We start from the raw sequence: 19662 nt of genomic DNA on the forward strand, positions 1-19662 counted from the left end.
GTCATTGTATAGCTAGGAGAAACAGGAATGAATAGACTAAAATACTAGCACTATGAATTTAACATAATATAAATTATGTAGTTTTTCCCTATACCTAACAATCGCCGTTGTTTGTTCCTGTTTGTTAACTATTAGTCAATCTTAAAAGATTCCGTATAATACTCCAATTTTTAGTATAAAATCAATAGGTTTTGATAGAAATTTGACTGTTTAATTTCACTGTGAACCTATCATTAAATAGTAGCCTGAAGAAATAGAGTAGGGCAAAGATAGTGAATTGTGCTAACTTTGTTTGAACTTATGCAAAACTGTTCAGATGGTCTTATTTCATTAATCCTATCTTTTTTTCTCTCTACAAAATGCAAAAGACCATTGTTGATTAGTTATTATCACTTATAACTACTGTCAATCCCTGCATTTTAGTTTTCACTGTTTCTCCTACTTTCTTTCAATCTTTCCTTAATCATGTGTGAATCTTTGCTTTTTCAGTCAATGACATTATTTATTGGAGAAATGTTTTCACTATCAGCCTTAACAATCACTATTGAAATGCGCGCCGATGTTTTGCCGCCTTGCGTATGCGGCTTGGGCTACGGCGAGGCTGCATTTGAGTAGGTTGCGGTTTTCGTATTCGGATGCGGTGTGCGGCTCGGCTTGGTTTTGCTTCCAAAGCCGAAGTTGGGCGATGGCATGGCGCAGGTCGGTATCGTTGCGAAGAATGCCTAGATGGTGTTGGTTGAATACTTGCAGAGCGGGGCGGCTGAATGTGTTTTGGAGGTCGTCTGAAAAGATGCCTGCTTCAGAGAATGGGCTTTCAGACGGCCTTTGGAATGGTTCGATTTGGAACGCTTGTCCGTCCGCGATGGCTTGGGCGGCAAGCCTGGCGGTAACGACGCATTCGAGCAGGGAGTTGCTGGCGAGGCGGTTGGCTCCGTGCAAGCCGGTGCAGGCTGTTTCGCCTAAGGCGTAGAGCTGAGGCAGGGAGGTTCTGCCGCTGGGGTCGGTTTGGATGCCGCCGCAGGTGTAGTGCTGCACGGGGCGGACGGGGATGGCTTGGCGCGTCATGTCCAAGCCACATTGGGACAGGCAGTGTCGATGGATGGACGGGAAATGCTGACGGACGAACTCTGCAGGTTGATGACTGATATCGAGCGAGACGAAGTCTTGCGTTTGCTTGGCGATTTCGGCGGCGATGGCGCGGGCAACGATGTCGCGCGGCGCGAGTTCGGCGCGGCGGTCGTAATGCGGCATAAACCGTTCGCCCGCTTGGTTGGTCAGGATGCCGCCTTCGCCGCGCACGGCTTCGGAAATCAGGAAGGTGCGGCCGTTTTCAGACGATCTTGCCAAGCCTGTGGGGTGGAATTGGATAAATTCGAGGTTCTCAACTGCGCAACCCGCGCGTATCGCCATGGCGATGGCGTCGCCCGTGCATTCGGGCGGCGTGGTAGTGGCGGCATAAATCTGTCCCAAGCCGCCGCCTGCGAGTACGGTATGGCGGGCGCGGATGCGGTGGGTTTCTTGCGTTAGGCAGTCGAGAACGGTCAGCCCGCACGCCGCGCCTGATTCGGTTTGAATGTCCAACGCCATCTGCCGCCCGCAAACGCGGATGTTCGGACGGCGGCGTATTTGGGCAATCAGGCTCTGCATGACGGCTTCGCCCGTGTAGTCGGCGACGTGGGCGATTCGGCGGCAGGTATGCCCGCCTTCGCGCGTCAGGTGCAGGTCGTTATGATTCCGGTCGAACGCCACGCCCTGCGCCAGCAGCCATTCGATTGCCGGTTTGCCCTGCGACAGGATGGTGCGGACGGCGGCTTCGTTGCACAAACCTGCACCCGCTTCCAAAGTATCGGCGACGTGTTTTTCGATGTCGTCCTCTCCCGACCACGCCGCCGCAATCCCTCCTTGCGCATGACGGCTTGCGGTGTCGTCCAGCCGGTTTTTGCACAAAATGACGATGCGGAACGACTCAGGCAGCGACAGGGCGAGCGTCAGTGCCGCCAGCCCGTTTCCGGCAATCAATACGTCGCAATCGGTTTGCATGGTGTTGTCCTTGTTTGAGGGGTCGTCTGAAACGGCAATATGGACGGAAAATCAGGCGGGGCCCATACCGTTGAACACATCCCCGCGCTTGAGTCCTGCCGCGAAGTCGAGCATACGCTGCAAAGGCAGTTTGGCGGCTTCGCCCAGCTTTCTGTCCAACAGAATTTCGTTGTGTCCGCTTGTCAGGGCGTATTTGATGCCGCCCAGCGAATTCATCGCCATCCACGGGCAGAACGCGCAGCTTTTGCAGCTTCCGCCGTTGCCCGCCGTCGGTGCGGCGATAAATTCTTTATCGGGCGCCTGCTTTTGCATTTCGTGCAGGATGCCCAAATCGGTCGCCACGATGAATTTTTTTTCAGGACGCGATACGGCGGCCTTGAGCAGCTTGCTGGTCGAGCCGACCACGTCGCCCAGTTCGATGACGCTTTGCGGCGATTCGGGATGAACCAGCACCACTGCATCGGGGTGTTCCGCCTTCAATGCCGCCAGTTCCTGCCCTTTGAATTCGTTATGGACGATGCACGAACCCTGCCACAGCAGCATATCCGCACCCGTTTCGCGGCGAATGTAGTCGCCGAGATGGCGGTCGGGCCCCCAAATCAGCTTCTCGCCGCGCGATTTCAGATACGACACGATTTCTAATGCCACCGAAGACGTTACCATCCAGTCGGCACGCGCTTTCACGGCGGCGGAAGTGTTGGCGTACACCACTACCATACGGTCGGGGTGTTGGTCGCAAAAAGCTGAAAACGCTTCTTCCGGACAGCCCAAATCCAAAGAACATTCCGCTTCCAAATCAGGCATCAGCACCGTTTTTTCAGGGCAGAGGATTTTCGCGCTCTCGCCCATGAAGCGCACACCCGCCACCACCAATGTATCGGCTTCATGTTCCGCGCCGAAGCGCGCCATCTCCAGTGAATCGCCCACGCATCCGCCCGTTTCCAAAGCCAAATCCTGAATCAGCGGATCGACGTAATAATGTGCCACCAAGACCGCATTTTTCTCTTTCAGCAAAGCCTTGATTTCATCTTTCAGACGACCTGCTGTTTCGCGGTCGGGCGTGTCGGCAACCTTTGCCCATGCCTGACGGATTTGGCAGGCGGAAGTCGGCGTTTGAATGAGAGGCATATCGTAATCGAATGAACGGCGGGCGGCGGTTTGCATGATGTTTCCTTATAGCTGTTTTTCAGACGGCATAAAGATTTGCCGTTTATATTTTGAAATATTTTTATATTATGCTCAACTTGAGTATAATAAGCAAGATCGTCTGAAAACCGCTTTGGTTTACAATAAGGTTTTCTCTTGAATGAAAGCCACGCATGGATGCCTATCCTGAAACAGCAGCCAATACGCAAAGTATCGTCGAGCTGGTTCCTGTACTGATCGCCATTACAAACGGCAGCTTGAGGGTTTTGACCGTTGCCCAAGGCACGCTGCTGCCCAACGGCCTGCTTGCACCGTTTCGCCACTCCTTGCAGGCAGGGGTCAGAATGTGGGTCGCCAAGCAGACATCGCAGCCCATGGGCTATGTAGAACAGCTTTATACGTTTGTAGATACGCGCCGTCAAAACGAGCAAGGCCTGCCTGTCTTATACGTCAGCTATTTGGGACTGGTGCGCGAAGCGGCCGACAGCATCCTGCATCCCGATGCGAAATGGCAGGACTGCTACTGCTATTTTCCGTGGGAAGATTTGCGTACTGACAGCGGACAGCGCGATACCATCGTCAGCCGCCTGCGTATTTGGGCAAACTCGGCGGATACGGAGGAAGTGCGCCAAAAGCGGCTCAAGCGCATTCATTTGTGCTGGGGTGTCGAACCTGAAAACTGGTCGGAAGAATACGTTTTGCAACGCTATGAAATGCTGTATGAAAGCGGCCTGATAGCGGAAGCCACCGAGCTTCAGGAAAACTTCGACTTCGCGCTCACGGGGCAGCCCATGCGCCACGACCATCGTCGCGTACTGGCGACAGCCTTATCCCGCCTACGCGCCAAAATCAAATACCGTCCCGTGATTTTTGAACTGATGCCGCCCGAATTTACACTGCTGCAACTGCAAAACAGCGTCGAAGCCATCAGCGGCAGATTGCTGCACAAGCAAAACTTCCGCCGCCAGATTCAGCAGCAAAACCTCATAGAGCCGTCGGATACCGGCGTATCAGGCAGTAAAGGCCGTCCTGCACAGCTTTACCGCTTCCGAGATGACGTTCTGCCCGAACAGCTGATTTCTGATATCGGACTGCCGCTGGGCAGCCGTTAGCCCGTTTTCAGACGACCTATAGTGGATTAAATTTAAATCAGGACAAGGCGACGAAGCCGCAGACAGTACCAGATAGTACGGTAAGGCGAGGCAACGCCGTACTGGTTTAAAGTTAATCCACTATAAAATGAAGTTTTGCCCCATCGGTGCAACACCAATATTTTTCAACAAAGGAAACCCCATGCCGTCTGAAAACAATCTTCTTCCTCTGCCCGATACCCTGTTGCGCCCCATGGTCGAACAAGCCTTGAGCGAAGATCTGGGCAGGCGAGGCGATATTACGTCAGCAGCCGTTATAGCGCCCGATAAAACTGCCAAACTTTTCCTGATCAGTCGTGAGGACGGCGTAATAGCAGGCATGGATTTGGCGCGCCTTGCCTTTCAGACGATGGATCCGTCCGTCCGTTTCCAAGCTGAAATTCAAGACGGGCAAGCCGTTTGCGCAGGTCAGACGCTTGCTAGCGTTGAGGGAAACGCCCGCGCGCTGCTCGCCGCTGAACGCACTGCACTCAATTACCTCACACACTTGAGTGGCATCGCCACCGCCACCGCTCGTGCCGTTGCCGAAGTCGCCGAATACGGCACAGACATCGTGTGCAGCCGCAAAACCATTCCACTGCTTCGCATCCTGCAAAAATACGCTGTCAGAGCAGGTGGGGGTGTGAACCACCGCATGGGCTTGGACGACGCCGTACTCATCAAAGACAACCACCTCGCCTATTGCGGCAGCATCGCCCAAGCCGTTCGGCAAGCGAAGCAGGCGGTCGGACCGTTGACTTGCGTGGAAATCGAAGTGGACACGTTGGCACAACTGGACGAAGCCATCGCGGCGGGCGCGGAACGGATTTTGCTGGACAATATGGACGACGAAACCTTAAAAGAAGCGGCAAACCGCTGCCACACACAAACCGCCCACCCTCACACCGTCTATTGCGAAGCATCGGGCGGCATCGGCTTCAACCGCCTGAAACGCGTAGCACAAACCGGCGTAGACGGCATCGCCCTCGGCTATCTGACCCACAGCAGCCGCTCGTTGGACATAGGTTTGGATTTCGTGGCTTAAATTTCGAGTTTGCTATAAAGTAAAGGCCGTCTGAAATATCGACGTTTCATTTTCAAGTGGCCTTTTTGCTTCCAAAGTAGAAGATATAAAAATTATGCAGTTTAGCTTCAACCTTCATATAACATGAAAGAGTAGGGCATAACTAAGCCATCATGTAAAAAGCCGTCTGAAACCCAATGTTCAGACGGCTTTTTACTCCCAAAATGATTAATTGATCATTACCATTTTCCAGTTATCCCAATGCGTATTGTCCTACCCGGTGCAGGCAGGTAAGAACGGCTCATCGGGTCGAGGTAGTAGCGGTTGGTCAGGTTGCTGCCCACCAGCTCGGCAGTCAGGTTTTTGCCGATTTTGTAGCGCAGGTAGGCGTCCCATACGGCGACAGGCTGCCAGCGCATATCGTTATGCTGGGGCTTCATATTGTCATTCTGATATTTATTGCGCACATCGTAGAATGGCTGCCAAGCATCGTTGCGGTTTTCATAGACGCGGCTGTGGTAATGGAGGCGCACGCCTGTTTCCAGTTTGTTGGCAAGGAAACGGCTGCCCAATTCGGCATCAATTGACCAGCGTGGTTGAAGCGCGCTTGCCAGATAGCCCGAATCGGTCAAGCCGCCGTGGTTGCAGACAGGACGATTCATAGTCTTACCGTTTTTCACAAAATAGCTTGAATCAACCATGCCCTCTGTTGCGGATGTCCAAGTGAAATTTTCGTCGCACATTTTGTTTTCCAGGCTGCGGAATACGTTCAGGCTGCCGAAGACGCGTCCGGTATCGAAGCGGGTGGACAGCTCGACACCACTGCGGATTTGTCTGTCGAATTGTTCGAATTCGAGATTGCTGTCCCTATCGATAACGTTTTCGGTCTTGTTATGGAAGTAATTGACGCGGAAATCCGCTTTTTTCATTTTCGGTAACAGCCCCGTTAAATCATGAATATAGCCCACTTCCCAGTTTTTGGCGTGTTCGGGCCGCCAGCCATAGCCCATGCGGTTGAATGAGCCGGCGGCGGTAGAAAAGCCGTAAGTCCCTTCAAAAATGCTGGGGTAGCGCAGGGTTTCGGTATAGCGCAAATAGGCGCGGCTGTAATCAGTAAAATTGATGGTGGCAGAAAATGCAGGCACCCAACCGCTGCCCTTCTGCTTCATTGCCCTCTGTCTTTCGGCTTCGGTCATTGGCGTTGTGTAAACACTTGCACTGGCTGCGTAGTATTTAGGTACAAATTGCGGACTGTCTGAAATAGACGGGTCATATACAGGATTGGCAACTTTGGTGTGCAAATCAGGAATGCTGCCATTGGTAAGGGGATGATCCTGCATATTCAGACGACCTTTATCGTCTTTCAACCAATAGAAATCCACCTTTTCATTAGGATTGACCCATGTTTCGCGATCATCTGTCAAAGTCGGAATATATTGCGAATTGACTTGAAACGAAGTCAGGCTAATTTGTTTATGTTTTTTTCTTTGTTCTGAATATTCGTCCGCCATATATAAAGCATAATCAAGACTGCCATTTGCCAAAGCATCGTCAATTGCCTTGTAATCCGCGTATTCTTGCGGCGTGGCAACCCTGCCGATCGAATATTTTATCCCCCTGTTCATTTCTAACGGATCGCCGGTCTTATTCGTGCCGCTTTCCAAACGTCTGCTTTTATCCTGAAGTTGGAAATTGGTATATCGCCCGCCTGCCGTCAAAGTCAGCCAGCGGAAGGGTTCGTAGCGGAAATTAAAGCCCAGATTGTATTCACGCCGCTTGCCGTTGCGAGGTACACCGTATTGATTCAATTCATAATTTGCCCTGATGGTGCTGTTTTCGAGTTCTTCCCGATATTTGTCGTATCCTCCCCGCTCCAGCTCGTCTGAAAAATCATTGCGCGATGTCAGTTTTTCATTTTGAAAATCGCCCATCAAAGTCAACGACAGTTTGTCGCTCAATTTCATACGGTTGGAGAATTGAAAGCCTGTACGGTTGTTACGGGCGTAATAGGCGTTGCCTTCAATAGTGTTGAACCTGCCGTTTGTATTGGGCGTTTCGGGTTTGGGCGGTTTTGGGACTTCAAAACCTGCATTCAGCAATTCTTGACGCTCTTCAGGCGTAGCTTTTTGCCATCTGTCGTACTCATCCCATGCTATTTGAAATTTGTTGTCCTCATAAACGGTATCGCCGGGTGAGCCACCTGCGGTATTGGTTTTGGATTTGGTGCGCGTTGTCCAAAGCGTGGCATCGAAATCTATCCAACGGCTGCCCTCGGGCTTCCACGAATAGTCGATATTGTAGGAACGCTGTTTTACCCATGCCTGCGGCCATTCGGCAATTTTGTTGAGGACGGACGCATCCCAACTGATGGGGCCGATAATGCGCGAAGGCATAATTTCGCCGAACGTGGAATCGGTATGGCGCAGGCCGAATTTGAGCGTTTGGCGGTTCGGCAGACGGAAGGTGGTTTTACCTACCCATGATTTGGTTTCGAGCGAGGTATTGCTGACTTCCCCGCCCGGATGATAAAAAAGTCCGATTTTTGAAATATCGGGTGCGCCCAGCATGTTTTCACTGCCGAAAAATTTCTCACCCTTGGCAGCGGCTTCTTCTTTACGACGTTTCAATTCGTCTAAAGTTTCTTGTGTCCAAGGACCGATATAACCGTAGCGTTCCGCGCCTTTTTTGCCGGAAAAATAATTGCCTTTACTGCGGTAGGCATAGGCAAGCATGGCATCGAAATTGTCCTGCTTGGTGGCGGCGGCAATGCGGTAGGCTTTATCCTCCCCAAATTTATTGCGTCCGTTGAAACGCTGGTCGATTCGGTCGGTATCGTCAAAAAACGAACGCCAAATACCACCCGTCGCTACTGCGGGAACAGGCAAGGTTCGATAATCGACTGAATGTTCATAAGCATTCTCACGCCTTTTGATGGAATTGTTGGAAGCCTCCGCCTTCACTTCAAAGCCGTATTTCTGCCCTTCGGGGACAATATCGTCGGCATCGATGGTTTTCAGGGCGACGGAGCCGCCTATGCCGCTTTTCATATCACGGCTGAACGAGGGGCCTTTTTCGATAGAAACGCTACTGATGATGTTGGGGTCGACGTAGTTGCGGTTGTTTGCGCCCGCGTAGCCGCGCCAGACGGTAATCGCCTGCTCCGTGCCGTCGATGGTAACGGGAATCCGTCCTTGACCTTGCACACCACGTATATTCGGATCCAGCGCGCCGCTGTTGCGCGCGTCGCCGCTGTACACGCCGGACATACCGCTTAAAAGGTCGGATACGGTGTTGCCTTTGAAGGTTTCGACCTCGTTTTTGCTCTTGTAAAGATTGACGATTTCGCGGGTATAAACTCGGTTTTTACCGATTTCGTCTTTATTGCGTGTGCCTTTGACAGTGATGGTATCGAGAATAACTGTCGAATTATCTGCAGCATAAACGGCAGGGATGAAACCAATGGCGGCGATGCAGGCGGAGAGGGTGGTGACTTTGATCGGTTGCATAGAATGTATCCATATAACTTGATTGGTAAGGCCGTCTGAACAAGACAGACCGAAAATAGATGCGATTACACTCTGACTAAAATAATATAAATAAGTTTGATTATTATTTATTATTTCGTGAAATTCTAACTAATTTTTAATAATATGGAAATGTTTTTTGAGTTTGAGGTAAATAGAAGGGTGAGAGATAAGAGGAACAAATAAAAACTTGTTTGAATATTTCAGACAGGCTTGGATTCGGATTTCAAATGCAACATCCGGATCCCAGTGGTTGGAACAGATTCAAGAATAAAACACTTGGCGTTTCGTGGCTAAATGTTTTTATGTTTTTCTCTGCGATGTACTTCTCGATCATTGTCGATGATGGTGTCGGCCTCCTAATCGCCGATGCGGGATTTTTGGTCGATAACGGCAGGTCTGTTTTCTATGCCGACACGGTCGGGCACTTTGCTTCTGATCCATGAATTATTTATCCAGCTACGTCATACTATATTTTGCGTTTTTGAAGTGGTTTTAGTGCTATCTTGTGGTTTCTAAACTTGCAAAAATCGCCTATTTATTTTATAAATACAAACCATTATTATTCAAATAATAAGGTTATGTAATGAAAAAGAAAGCGATTGCCTGTGTAGTAGGGGCGGTTTTTTCCGGACAGTTATATGCGGCTCAGATGCCGGTGGCTCAGGCAGAAATAGAGCCTGTGGTGGTTACGGCCGACCGCAATGCGCAAACCTTGGATAAAGCCGCGCCGAATGTGTCGGTTATCGGACGTAAAACCTTGAATCAAGCCTCAGCGCAGAATTTGGACGATATCGTGATGTATGAATCCGGCGTCAGTGTGCCGTCAGACAACAACCGCCGCGGTCATGCCGGTATCAATATCCGAGGCATAGACGGCAACCGCATTCTGATGATGGTGGACGGTGTGCGCATTCCTGAATCTTATGCAGGCGGTGGCTCCAACGGTGCGATTTCGGGACGCGATATGGTCGAAAGCGACACACTCAAGCAGGTCGATATTGTCAAAGGCCCTTATTCCGCGCTGTACGGCAGCGACGCGCTCGGCGGTGTGGTGAATATGGTGACGCTCTCTCCGAGTGATTTCGTCGATGAAGGCAAACGCGGTTATTTGGGGGTGAAACACGGCTACCGCAGCCGCAACCGCAGCCATGGCGTAACGGCGACTGTGGCAGGTTTCCATGAAAACGCCGAAGGTCTGCTGATGCTGACGCGCCGTCAAGGTCATGAAACCGAAAACATGGGCAGCGATACCAGCTACTCGACTGCGCGTACTGCCACCAATCCACAGAAAAACAATGCCTACAATATTTTGGCGAAAGGCAATATCGGCAACGAACGCCACCGCTTGGAAACTTTGTACGAACAGTATTACCACGCCAACGATACCGTATTGGCAAACGGCTTGGGTTCGCAATCGCGCGGGCCGGTAACCATCGCAACATCCGAGAGCAACGCCCGCGACCGTATCCGTCGTCAACGTATCGAAGCAGGCTACCGCTACACTGGCGAAGGCCGTCTGAAAGAAGCCAACCTGACTGCCTATCAGCAAAAACTGCGTACGGAAGACGATGCCGTCGATGCGAGCATTACGCGTATGGGCGCGCGCCAATTAGGTAACTCGACCCGTTATTCCGACTACGGTTTCAATCAGACCATACGCGGGCTGAACGGGCGCGGCGTGTGGGAATTTGACGGCACGGTCAAACAAACCGTCGTTGCCGGCGCAGAATACAAACACACCGAGACCGCCCGTCCGCGCGACAGCCTGACAGTGGACAATCTGACCGGCGCTGTCAGCAAAGTTTATGCAGGCAGCACCTATCCGAATAAAACCTTCCCCGATAGCAAGCGCAAAACGTTTAGCGTTTACGCGCAAGACAGCCTGACCTTCGGCAACGGCATCGTCCTGACCCCGGCCTTGCGTTACGAAAAAGACAAGCTGAACACGTCGACCGACCAAGCCTATCTCAACGCCAACCCCAGCGGAACGGCGACGCGCTTTAGCGATTCTGCGTTTACGCCCAGCCTGCGCCTGAGTGTGCCGATGGGTGAGCAGTTCACCGGTTTCGCTACTTATTCCCAAGGCTTCCGTACGCCGCCGTTTGACAGCGCGACCATGGCGTTTGCCAATACGACCTACGGCTATGCCGTCATTCCCAACGCCAACCTCAAATCCGAACGCTCCAACAGCTTTGAATTGGGGATGAAATTTAAAAACGAACGCGCCCGTGCGCAAGTTACCGCGTTCTACAACCGTTACCGCAACTTCATCAACCGCACTGAAATCGGTACCTCTACCGTTGGAAGACGCCCGATTATCCAGTACCAATATCAAAACCTTGATCACGTCAAAACCTACGGTGCTGAAGCTTCTGCCGCCTACAAATTCCTGCCGGGCTGGCAAGTCTCCGGCAGCATTGCTTGGATGCGCGGTGAGCAGCAGGACGGCAAACCGTTGGATTCCGCTTATCCGCTTAACGGCGTTTTGGGTTTGGATTACACGCAGGAAAAATGGGGTGTCGGTACCAAGCTGCGTTGGTCGAAAAAACACAGCCGCGTCAGCAGCGACACTGTTTTCCAAGCGCCGGGTTATGGCGTATGGGATGTCGGTGCGTGGTACAAACCGTTTAAAAACCTCGAAATCGGCGCAAACATTTACAACGTCGGCAACAAAAAATACTGGCAGCACGCCGACGTTGCCGGCATGAGCCGTACCAGTGTGATGGACTTGTACACCGAAACCGGCCGTAATTTCGCCGCAACCGTACAACTGAAGTTCTAATGTGATTCAACCGTTTTCAGACGGCCTGAGAAAGCGAGCAGGCCGTCTGAAAGCATTCGACAAGGAAAAACAATGAAACTCAAACTCCTCCTGCTTTCCGCGTTTATTTCGTTGGCCGGCACTGCACACGCGCAACGTATCGTCGTGTTGACCCCCGATACGGCAGACATCGTTGCCGCGCTCGGCGCATTGGACGAAATCGTCGGCCGCGATCAGACCGTTCAAAATCCGGCGTTGAAAAACAAGCCCAGTATCGGCATTCATCGCCGCCTGACGGTTGAACCGATTGTGGCCGCCAAACCCGACATTGCCATCGGTTCATGGATGGCGCAGCCTGCCGATATTTTTGCCCACCTGCAAAAAGCAGGCATTAAAGCCGTCAATGTTGCGCCCGATGACAGCATCGCCGCCTATCCGCAAAGTATCCGCAACATTGGTCAGCTTATCGGCAAAAGCGCGCAGGCGGACAAGTTGGCAAGCAAGTGGCAGGCGGATATGAAACAGCAGCCTTCCAGCGGCAAACGCTACCTCTTCAGCTACGACGGGCGCATCGTATCGGGCAAGAATACTGCCGCCGACGAAATCATCCGCCGCGCCGGCGGTATCAATGCCGCAGCCGCCATTGACGGCCTCAAACCGATGACGCGTGAGGCATGGATTGCGGCCAAACCCGACATCATCATTATTGCCGACCACAACACCGCCATGATAGGCAACGTCAAAACCTTTGCCGCACGCCCCGAAATCGCTGGCTCGCCTGCCGCGAAAAACGGCAAGATTTATTTGTGGAAGGCCAACGATATGTTCCGTTACGGGCTGGATACGCCGCAAGTGATTCAGCGTTTGCACGGTTTGGCGAAATAAACGCGCCTGTTTTGAAACTCTGCCCGATTTTTGTTTTCAGACGGCCTTGATTTGTTCCTTCTTGTTGAGTAGGAAGCAAAATGGTTGTCTTAAAAATGCCGTCTGAAACTGTCCCTCAATCCGCTTGAACCGCATGATGTCATGAAACCGCATATCCTTACCCTTTGCCTGCTGCTTACTGCCGCCGCTGTTTATTTGTGCTGCGGCATCGGCTTTGGTGCGTGGGAGTCGCCGCTGGCGATGGATGAAACCGTCCGTCAAATCCGTTTACCGCGCATCTATACCGCGCTTTTGGTCGGAGCCGGTTTGTCCGCTTCGGGGGCAGCATTGCAGGCTTTATTTGAGAATCCGTTGGCCGATCCGAGTTTGATCGGGACATCGGGTGGGGCGGCCTTGGGCGTGATTGTGTTATTGGCTTTGGGCGGCGGCGCGATGGGTGTGCCGGCGGCGGCTTTTCTCGGTGCATTGGGTGTGTGCCTGTTGATTTTGGCGGTGCACAAACTGCTCGGTGGCGGTACTTTGGGATTGCTGGTGTTGGGGTTTGTGTTGAGCGCGTTTTCGGGCGCGGTGGTCAGCATGATTTTGTTTTTATCTGACGATTTGGTATTGCGCAGCGCAACCACATGGCTGTCGGGCAGCCTTGCCGAAGCCGGTTTCTCATCGCCTGTCGCGGCAATCGCAGTCATGTTGCCCGGTTTTCTGATTTTGCTGTCGGCAGGCAGGCGGTTGGACGTTTTAATGACGGGGGAAGACACAGCTGCCAGTATGGGTGTATCAGTTGGGGCATTGCGTGTGCAAACCGTAATCGGCGCGGCATTGATGACGGGGGCGGCGGTATCGCTTTCGGGCATCATCGGTTTTCTCGGCATGATGATCCCCAATGTGCTGGCGCAAACCGTCGGCGGCAGCCGCCGCAAACTGATTGCGCTGTCGGCTTGGTTGGGCGCAGTATTTTTGATGGTGGTGGACGGAGCGGCGCGCTGGCTGACATACCCTGTCGATTTGCCGGTCGGTATCGTGATTGCCTTATTGGGCGGACCGTTTTTTATGTATTTGTTTATCAAGCCTTTGAAAAGCCGTTGATGCCTAAACAGGCCGTCTGAAACTTTATTGCCCCATATCTTTTGCCATGCACACCTTATTTCAAATCTGTAATCTTTCCGTCCGCGTCCAAGACAAAACCCTGCTTGAAATCGATCAACTGGATATACCTTCGGGCATGACTGTCATTATCGGACCGAATGGTGCGGGCAAATCTACTTTGCTGCGGGCCTTAATCGGGCAAACAGGGCAGGGGGAAATCACGCTTTTCGGTGAGGCCGTTGCGCCGCAAATCCGCGCGGGCAGGGTGGCATGGGTCGGACAGCATGGCCGTTACAACATGCCGATGACCGTACGTGAATACATTGCGTTGGCGTCATTCGTACAAAAAGGCCGTCTGAACCATGAATGGGCGGACGAGTTGCTCGATTATTTTGATTTGACGGCATTGGCGGATAAGCGCATCGGCAAGCTCTCAGGCGGTGAACAGCAACGCGCCAACATCATCCGCGCCCTGTTGCAAAACGCGCCGGTCTTGCTTTTGGACGAACCGTGCAACCATCTCGATATCCGCCACCAACACCGCCTGATGCAGTATTTGGTCGGGCATTCAAACCGTGCCTCATCAATAATGGTATTACACGATTTAAACCTCGCCGCGCGTTATGCAGAACATATTATTTTGATGAATAAGGGAAAAGTCGTTGCATCAGGCAAGGTGGTCGAAGTGATGAGCCCCGACTTGCTTGAATCGGTTTATGGTTGGCAGATACGCCGTTGCGAAGATGAAGCAGGGTTTTATTTCAGAAGCTGAGCGCCAACAGGCCGTCTGAAAAACGATAAAGAAAATTTATTTTATCGTTCAAAAATAAAACGAGATGGGAGGATGTTCCCGACTTGAAGAACCAAATTTTGTGCATTTCACAAGTAAAATGCCGATTTTCATCAAATAGAAATACATTTAATTATTTATAGAATACAATATTTTAAAATAATACTAATTTTTAATTACGCAAAAATATTGACAAGAAAATGATGATGGTTATTTAATATATAAATCTTATTAATAATTTTTATTAATCATTATCATGGTACAGCAGCTTGTTTGGACTCCGAAACAATCCGCGCCCAAGGCATTTCCCGAACGTCAGGCATTGATGCCTGTTTGGGGCGGTGTTCCAATGCCACGTCCCCAGTGGCAGAACATTTGGAAGAAAAAGCTTCCCCATGCCACCGATGTGGATGCGCTTGCTTATCTGCATATTCCATTTTGCGCCAACCATTGCGTTTTTTGCGGCTTCTACCGTAATGCGTGGAAGGACAGCCAAAGCAGCGTGTACACCGACAAAATTATCGAAGAAATGGCCGCTGAAGCCGAAGTCCGTACAGGTAAGGGCAAAATCCGAGCCGTTTATTTCGGGGGCGGTACGCCGACCGCGTTGCTTACGGAAGACCTCGTCCGCCTGATTCGTGCCTGCTACCAATATTTGCCGCTTGCCGAAGACTGCGAGTTCACCATCGAAGGGCGCATGAGCCATTTCGGTTTGGAAAAAGCACAGGCTTGTCTCGAAGCAGGGGCCAACCGCATTTCCATCGGCGTGCAAACCTTCAATACCGCCATCCGACGCCGTCTCGGCCGCAAACACAGTGGCGACGAGGCGTTTGAATATTTGGCAAAATTGTGCGAACTCGATGCCGTGATTGTCGCTGATTTGATGTTCGGCCTGCCCAATCAAACCGATGAAGTTTGGCAAAACGATATCGCCCGCGCCGCCGAGCTGCCGCTGTCCGGTTTGGATACGTATGCGTTCAACCTTTATCCCATGCTGCCCATCAACCGCATGATTGAAAAAGGCGCATTTCCAATACCGCCGGGCTTTGATATTCAGGCAGACCAATATGCCTACACGGTTGAAACACTGCTAGAAAAAGGCTGGGAACAGGTCAGCAACAGCCACTTCGCCTATCCCGGCCGCGGCGAGCGCAACCGCTACAATACCCTGATCAAATCCGATATTCCCTGTTTGGCGTTCGGCTCCGGCGCAGGGGGTAACTTCGGCGGTTTCAGCTATCAGGTGCAGGGCGATTTGGAGAGCTATCTCGCCACGCCGAAAGGCGAGAAAAACATCGCGTTTATGAGCGGCCATAGTCCAAATAAAGCACTTCTCAGCAAAGTTCAGCACGATATTGAAACAGGCCGTCTGAATCCATTATTGTTCGACGGCAACAAAGCAGCGCAAAAGCTGATTGCCCAATGGCAGGAAATGCAGCTTTTTAAAGAACCCGATTCAGATGGCATTGTCCGTTTGAATACCAGCGGCCGTTATTGGTCGCCCACCCTTATCCGCAAACTCATGCTCACTCTTCCGACTCAAGAAAAGGATCAAACCATGCAAAAACTTTCAGCCGAACAACAAACCATGTTGCGCCAATCATTAGAAAAAAATCCCGGCCAAGTACTGGAAATGCTGGCCGCGCAAAACCAATGCAGTTTTGAAGACGTTATCCACTGCCTGCCTGAAGAGAACGTGCGCCAAACCGAAGGCAGCCGCATTGTCGAAATCCTCCAAGCCATCGCAGCATGGAATGAATCCGTGACCTTCATCGCCCACACCCCCGATGCCATCGTCGAAGTCAGCGGCAAACTGCCTAACGGCAAAGTCGGCCGCGGTTTCTACAATTTTGACCATCCTGAAACCGACGGCGGCGTACACGGCCACATCTACTATGAAAACTGCGCCTCCATCTACCTTTTGGAACGTCCGTTCATGGGTAAAGCCACTTGCTCGCTCAACTTTATCAACCGCAACGGTGGCGCCATGTTTAAAATTTTTGTCGGCCGCGATGAAGCAGGTGAGTTGAAACAACACCAAATCGAAGCCATGCGAAAACTGTTTGATGCCGCTTAAACGGTTTCAGACGGCCTGAAAATCCGTTCCTTGTTGCATAGAGGAGCGGATTTTCTAACAACAAACATCTACCATACAAAGGACCCCAAACATGCAACTCATCTTCGGAGCCAACGGGCCGTCCGGCCGCGCCTATATCCGCACATTGACTGACTCAGCCGATACCGTCGCCGTATTGAGAAGGCCGTCTGAAGACAGCTTTTTTGCCGAACACAATATTCAAACCGTTGTCGCCGATGCGCTTGATGCTGACGCACTCGATAAAGCGTTGGCACAATACTGTCCCGATACCGTGATCAGTTTTGTAGGCGGCAAAAACGAAGAGGGTATCCGCAGCGATGCGCTGGGCAATATCAACATCATTGCCGCTACGAAAGCCGCCAATCCGCAAGCCCGCTTTGTACTGATTACCAGCATGGGCTGCGGCGAACAATGGGACATGATGAGCGAGCCGTTTAAACAGGCACTCGGCGAAGCTGTCCGTGCCAAAACAGAAGCCGAAATCTATCTCAAACAAAGCGGTTTGAATTGGACCATCTTGCGCCCCTGCGGCCTTGCCGATGGCGAAGATAATGCCTATACCTTGACACAAAATGCCCAAGAAATTCCGCAAAAATACATGACGCGCAACGGCTTGGCCACTGCCGTTGCTGCCATTGTCGGCCAAGCGGACAGCAAGGGCGAAACGTATAGCGTTGGTGCGGCATAACCGGATTGAATAGATTGTCCACTTTCCATTGTTAAAGTTGGAGTAGGTAATTGATTAGTAGCCGATCAAACAATAAAGGATTTGCTGAGAAAAGACTGGGAGATATAAATAAAAGGCCGTCTGAAACATTTCAGATGGCCTTTTTGTGTAAGTGATTGTACGACTAGGAGAAACAGGAATTAATAGACTAAAATACTAGTATTATGAATTTAACATAATATAAATTAATTTCCTTTTCCCTATTCTTCTACAAATTCCGCTGTTTTGTTCCTATATGTTAAATGAGAATTAATGATACTCTAGAGAGAGTGCTTATAGTACTCCAATTTTTAGTATAAAATCAATAGGTTTTAAGAAATTTGTCAGTTTAATTTTACTATAACTCTACCACTGAATTATGGGATAGCGGAATAAAGTAGAGGATAGTCATATGATCTTGCCAATGCAATCCTTCCTCCATCCCCAGGGAGAAGGGCAAAGGATATAATCTTGGCAATGGTAATCTCCTCAACTGCTACCATTACTTAGGTACCCTGATCTACCGCCAGCTGCCCGACGGCGAAAACCAATATTACCAATACGATTTAGAAAACCAACTCGTCCGCGCCGAAATCAAAAAAGCAGCAGGCAATACCGAAATTTGGACCTACGCCTACGACCCGTTCGGAAGACGCCTTTCCAAAGAGCGCCAAGACAAACTTGCCTGGACAAGTACCGACCCGAAACGCACCCACTTCGTCTGGGACGGCACGCGATTACTTCAGGAGTACACCTACAAAGGCAGCTACACCTATCTCTACACCGACCAAGACAGCTACGAACCGCTGGCGCAAGTCTTTGACAACGCCAAAGACAGCAAACAATATCTCGCCTATTTCCACAATGATCAAATCGGCATCCTGCGCGAGATGACCGACATCCACGGCAATCTGTTGTGGTACGGCGAATACACCGCCTGGGGTCGTCTGAAAAAGGACGAGCGGGTTTATAAGGATGCGCATCAGCCGTTCAGACTGCAAAATCAGTATTATGATGAAGAGACCGGGCTGCATTACAACCTGATGAGGTATTACGAGCCTGAGGTGGGTCGGTTTGTGAACCAGGACCCGATTGGGTTGTTGGGTGGGGATAATTTGTATTTGTTTGCACCAAATATGCAGACTTGGGTTGACTCATTAGGATTAAGCGGGAAGCTAACAATTTATTCTGATACACATGATTTTGTAGGACATGCATTTATTGGATTAGAGAAAAATGGCAGAACTCAATATATAGGTCAAAGGAGAAGGGTTTAGATATAATTCAAAGGATATTACTAGTATTTTGGTTAGTGATATGGGAGGGACTATGAGTTTTAATGATACGAGGTATTTGGATAGTAAGTATTTGGTATCAAGGAGTTATGATTTGAATGATGATCAAATGAAAAAGGTTGAGTCATATATAAGGGACTTTAATAATAAAAATACAGAAACTTCTGGATATAATTTACGAAATAGGCAGTGTGCAAGTTTTGCATATGGAGCAAGTCAAGCTGCTGATATTAAAGAAATGAAAATGTCTGGTTGGGTTACTCCTGCTTCGTTAGCTAAGAAAATTAATAAATTAAATGGTAAATAAATTATGAAATCTATTTTAAGTTCAATTTTATCTCTAATAGTATCCTCCTCTTCTAATTTACCTTATGTTTCACATTACTCTTATGATTTTCAACATGGCTGGTTAAATATAGTTGTATCAGAATATAATAGTCAAAAAACTTGCGGAGATATAGGTATAAGTAATAATGAGTTACAATATAAGCTTTTTTGTGGGAAAGAAAATGGAAAAGGAATGATTCCGTTAAGTAAAATAAAATTCAAATATGAGAAAGATATTTTTTCTGCTCAAAGTATTATAAGTGGAAAAATATTTTTTTCAGTTAAATGTACGCAAGAGCAATACAGATATATAGAAAAGTATATTAAGAAATAAAATAGCAAAAGACAATTAAATCCTGTACAAATATAGAATTTGTAATAATCTGAAGTTTACAACATACATTTTTTTACAAAATCACAGATAGCATGTGTGCTTTTAAAGCGTACATGCGCATATCTATGTTTTCTTCAATACAAGATTTTCCTTTTTACAGGGTTCTCTTGAATTTGATGGAACTGGTAAAGATCCTAGTTTGGAGAATTGATACTAGCAAGCCGTAGCCCGCACAAAACCTTGAGTCCTGACGTAGGGTGTGTGCGGAACGCACGCACGCGGTTTCCACTTTTCAGACGGCCTCACTATCTTCTTTGAGGTCGTCTTAACCATTTGTTCTTTAACAATCTCATTAACAGTTAACATAAAGGCCGGGACCTTTGCAAAATTCCTTTTCCCCCAACAGCCGAAATCTAAATAAAGATTTTCGGCTGTTTTTGTTTCAAATATTCACTAATCCTACCCAAATACCCCCTTAATCCTCCCCGGATACCCGATAATCAGGCATCCGACCAC

The 19662-nt window shown here is 49.9% G+C and carries 14 protein-coding genes and 2 pseudogenes; 13 read left to right on the top strand and 3 right to left on the bottom strand.

Translation table 11 applies throughout. The features are described from left to right. Window positions 1-531: 531 nt before the first annotated feature. Together nadB and nadA are read right to left on the bottom strand one after the other, a co-directional pair. A complete protein-coding gene (gene nadB, locus ACTHR2_RS10165; protein WP_263336252.1) occupies window positions 532-2040 on the bottom strand; it encodes an L-aspartate oxidase in 1509 nt (502 codons plus the stop codon). Window positions 2041-2091: 51 nt separating this feature from the next. Further along, window positions 2092-3204: a quinolinate synthase NadA gene (gene nadA / locus ACTHR2_RS10170; RefSeq protein ID WP_440375694.1), complete on the bottom strand. Its 1113-nt coding sequence runs from the start codon at window positions 3202-3204 to the stop codon at window positions 2092-2094. A 155-nt stretch (window positions 3205-3359) separates the two neighbouring features. Here nadA and ACTHR2_RS10175 point away from each other — a divergent pair, with 155 nt between their 5' ends. The 3 genes and pseudogenes from ACTHR2_RS10175 (at window position 3360) to nadC (ending at window position 5361) form a co-directional block, all read left to right on the top strand. Next, on the top strand, window positions 3360-4298 hold the full coding sequence (locus ACTHR2_RS10175; protein ID WP_263336258.1) for an NUDIX hydrolase: 939 nt from the start codon (window positions 3360-3362) through the stop codon (window positions 4296-4298). Between the two features lie 8 nt (window positions 4299-4306). Next, window positions 4307-4379 (top strand): annotated as a pseudogene (locus ACTHR2_RS10180) (transposase); the annotation flags it as partial. Between the two features lie 100 nt (window positions 4380-4479). Continuing rightward, window positions 4480-5361, top strand: a complete 882-nt coding sequence (gene nadC, locus ACTHR2_RS10185) for a carboxylating nicotinate-nucleotide diphosphorylase (protein WP_263336261.1) — start codon at window positions 4480-4482, stop codon at window positions 5359-5361. Window positions 5362-5579: 218 nt separating this feature from the next. On the opposite strand, the gene ACTHR2_RS10190 is transcribed toward nadC, so the two are convergent. After that, window positions 5580-8846, bottom strand: coding sequence for a TonB-dependent receptor domain-containing protein (locus ACTHR2_RS10190; protein ID WP_440375695.1), 3267 nt, complete (start codon window positions 8844-8846; stop codon window positions 5580-5582). 248 nt (window positions 8847-9094) lie between these two features. On the opposite strand from ACTHR2_RS10190, the gene ACTHR2_RS10195 reads away from it, so the two are divergent. The 10 genes and pseudogenes from ACTHR2_RS10195 to ACTHR2_RS10240 all read left to right on the top strand — a co-directional run bounded on the left by ACTHR2_RS10195 (window position 9095) and on the right by ACTHR2_RS10240 (window position 19146). Continuing rightward, window positions 9095-9310: a hypothetical protein gene (locus tag ACTHR2_RS10195; RefSeq protein ID WP_263336267.1), complete on the top strand. Its 216-nt coding sequence runs from the start codon at window positions 9095-9097 to the stop codon at window positions 9308-9310. Between the two features lie 140 nt (window positions 9311-9450). Next, a complete protein-coding gene (locus ACTHR2_RS10200) occupies window positions 9451-11649 on the top strand; it encodes a TonB-dependent hemoglobin/transferrin/lactoferrin family receptor (protein ID WP_263336270.1) in 2199 nt (732 codons plus the stop codon). Window positions 11650-11721: 72 nt separating this feature from the next. Then, window positions 11722-12513 (top strand): heme/hemin ABC transporter substrate-binding protein, encoded by a 792-nt coding sequence (locus ACTHR2_RS10205; RefSeq protein WP_049249087.1) that lies wholly within the window; start codon window positions 11722-11724, stop codon window positions 12511-12513. Window positions 12514-12654: 141 nt separating this feature from the next. Continuing rightward, window positions 12655-13596, top strand: coding sequence for a FecCD family ABC transporter permease (locus tag ACTHR2_RS10210; protein ID WP_107792249.1), 942 nt, complete (start codon window positions 12655-12657; stop codon window positions 13594-13596). 46 nt (window positions 13597-13642) lie between these two features. After that, window positions 13643-14368, top strand: coding sequence for an ABC transporter ATP-binding protein (locus ACTHR2_RS10215; protein ID WP_263336279.1), 726 nt, complete (start codon window positions 13643-13645; stop codon window positions 14366-14368). Window positions 14369-14642: 274 nt separating this feature from the next. Further along, window positions 14643-16463, top strand: a complete 1821-nt coding sequence (hutW, locus tag ACTHR2_RS10220; protein WP_263336282.1) for a heme anaerobic degradation radical SAM methyltransferase ChuW/HutW — start codon at window positions 14643-14645, stop codon at window positions 16461-16463. 91 nt (window positions 16464-16554) lie between these two features. Next, entirely contained in the window at window positions 16555-17172 is a 618-nt protein-coding gene (locus tag ACTHR2_RS10225) for an NAD(P)H-binding protein (RefSeq protein WP_263336285.1), read from the top strand. Between the two features lie 458 nt (window positions 17173-17630). After that, window positions 17631-18365, top strand: a pseudogene (locus ACTHR2_RS10230) (RHS repeat-associated core domain-containing protein); the annotation flags it as partial. Between the two features lie 154 nt (window positions 18366-18519). Next, complete coding sequence (locus ACTHR2_RS10235) at window positions 18520-18792, top strand: hypothetical protein (protein ID WP_263336287.1); 273 nt, start codon at window positions 18520-18522, stop codon at window positions 18790-18792. Window positions 18793-18795: 3 nt separating this feature from the next. Beyond that, complete coding sequence (locus ACTHR2_RS10240; RefSeq protein ID WP_263336290.1) at window positions 18796-19146, top strand: hypothetical protein; 351 nt, start codon at window positions 18796-18798, stop codon at window positions 19144-19146. The last annotated feature ends 516 nt before the right edge of the window (window positions 19147-19662 follow it).

This window comes from Neisseria sp. P0006.S004, from assembly GCF_051963015.1.
GTDB lineage: Bacteria > Pseudomonadota > Gammaproteobacteria > Burkholderiales > Neisseriaceae > Neisseria.